The organism is Pseudomonas edaphica, from assembly GCF_005863185.1.
Classification (GTDB): Bacteria; Pseudomonadota; Gammaproteobacteria; order Pseudomonadales; family Pseudomonadaceae; genus Aquipseudomonas; species Aquipseudomonas edaphica.
Window position 1 is genome coordinate 1 of sequence record NZ_VBVZ01000879.1, and the last position, 1,858, is coordinate 1,858.

The 1,858-nt window shown below is 66.3% G+C and carries 1 protein-coding gene; it reads left to right on the plus strand.

All coding sequences use genetic code 11. The features are described 5' to 3' along the window. On the plus strand, window positions 1–1,858 hold a 1,858-nt coding region (gene malQ, locus FEM54_RS31650), incomplete at both ends, for a 4-alpha-glucanotransferase (protein WP_138454176.1).

Here is a 1,858-nt window from a genome sequence, read left to right on the forward strand (position 1 = left end):
TGGACACCGGCGTGGGTCTGGACCTCGCGAATTACTTCGCCCCGGACACACCGTGCCGCGTCAGCCTGGAACAGGGCGAAACCCTGGAATTGCGCCTGGACGGCAATGCCGAACTGCCCGGCGTAATCGCGCTGGGTTATCACCAGGTGCATATCGACGACCAAACCTTCACCCTGGCCGTGGCCCCTACCCATTGCTACAGCGTCGCTGAAGCGGTCGACAGCCAACCGGCCCGCGCCTGGGGCCTGAGTGCGCAGCTGTATGCACTGCGCCGCCTGGGTGACGGCGGCTTCGGTGACACCCTGGCATTGGAGCACCTGGCCCGCAGCGCCGCCGAACGCGGCGCCGATGCCTTGGCCATCAGCCCGATGCATGCGATGTTCAGCGCCGACACCGAGCGCTACAGCCCCTACTCACCTTCCAGCCGCCTGTTCCTCAACAGCCTGTATGCCTCGCCCGCCTGCATCCTTGGCGAGCGCGAAGTGCGCAACGCCATCGAGGCACTGGACCTTACGGATGAGCTGCACGCCCTGGAACAGCTCACCTTGATCGACTGGCCCACCGCCGCCCGCGCCAAGCAGCGCCTGTTGCGTGCCTTGTATGAAGATTTCCGCCACGGCCAGCACCCGCAACACGCCGACTTCCTGAGCTTTCGCCAGGCCGGCGGCGAAGCCCTGGAGAACCACTGTCGCTTTGAAGCCGTGCAAGCCTTGCGTGCCGCCGCCGGTGAAGACCTCGACTGGCGCCACTGGCCCGAAGCATGGCGCTCGCCTCAGAGCCCGGCGCTGACGCAATTTGCCGCCGACCATACGAATGAGATCGGCTATTTTGCCTTCTGCCAATGGCTGATCGCACGCAGCCTGGAGCGCGCGCAACAAGCCGCGCGTGGCAGCGGCATGGGCATCGGCCTGATCGCAGACCTGGCGGTCGGTGCCGATGGCGGCGGCAGCCAGGCGTGGAGCCGGCAGGACGAGCTACTCGCCAACCTTACCGTCGGCGCGCCACCGGACATTCTCAACCGCGCGGGTCAAGGCTGGGGCATCTCGGCGTTTTCCCCTGAAGGTCTCAAGCGCAACGGCTTTCGCGCCTTTATCGAGATGCTGCGGGCCAACTTCGCCCACGCCGGCGGCCTGCGCATTGACCATGTGATGGGCCTGCAACGCCTGTGGGTCATCCCCATGGACGCTACGCCGCGCGAAGGCGCGTATTTGTACTACCCGGTGGATGACCTGCTGCGCCTGCTGGCGCTGGAATCCCACCGCCACCAGGCCATCGTGCTCGGTGAAGACCTGGGCACCGTGCCCGATGGCCTGCGCGAAAAACTCAGCGGCCGCTCGATCCTGGGCATGCGCGTCTTACTCTTTGAACAAAACCACGACGGCCACTTCAAGCCGATCCTCGACTGGCCGGACAACGCCCTGGCTACCACCAGCACCCACGACTTGCCAACCCTCAACGGCTGGTGGCACAGCCGCGATATCGAATGGAATATCCAGCTGGGCCTGATCGATGCGCCGACCGTGGAGCAATGGAGCGAACACCGCCTGCACGAACGCCAGGCGCTGCGCCAGGCCTTGAGCCAGGACCCGCAGAACTTCGTCGATGAAATCCGCAATGACACCGACCATATGCTCGACGCCAGCGTGCGCTACCTGGGCCACACCCGCGCGCCGTTGGTGCTGTTGCCGCTGGAAGACGCGCTGGGCATCGAGGAACAAGCCTACCTGCCCGGCACCACCGACACCCACCCGAACTGGCGCCGCCGCCTGCCGGGTGAAGACGCCAGCCTGCTCGACACCGACAGCGCCGCCCGCCGCCTGGAGCTGCTGGCGGTGGCGCGCAACCAGGCCCATGAGCG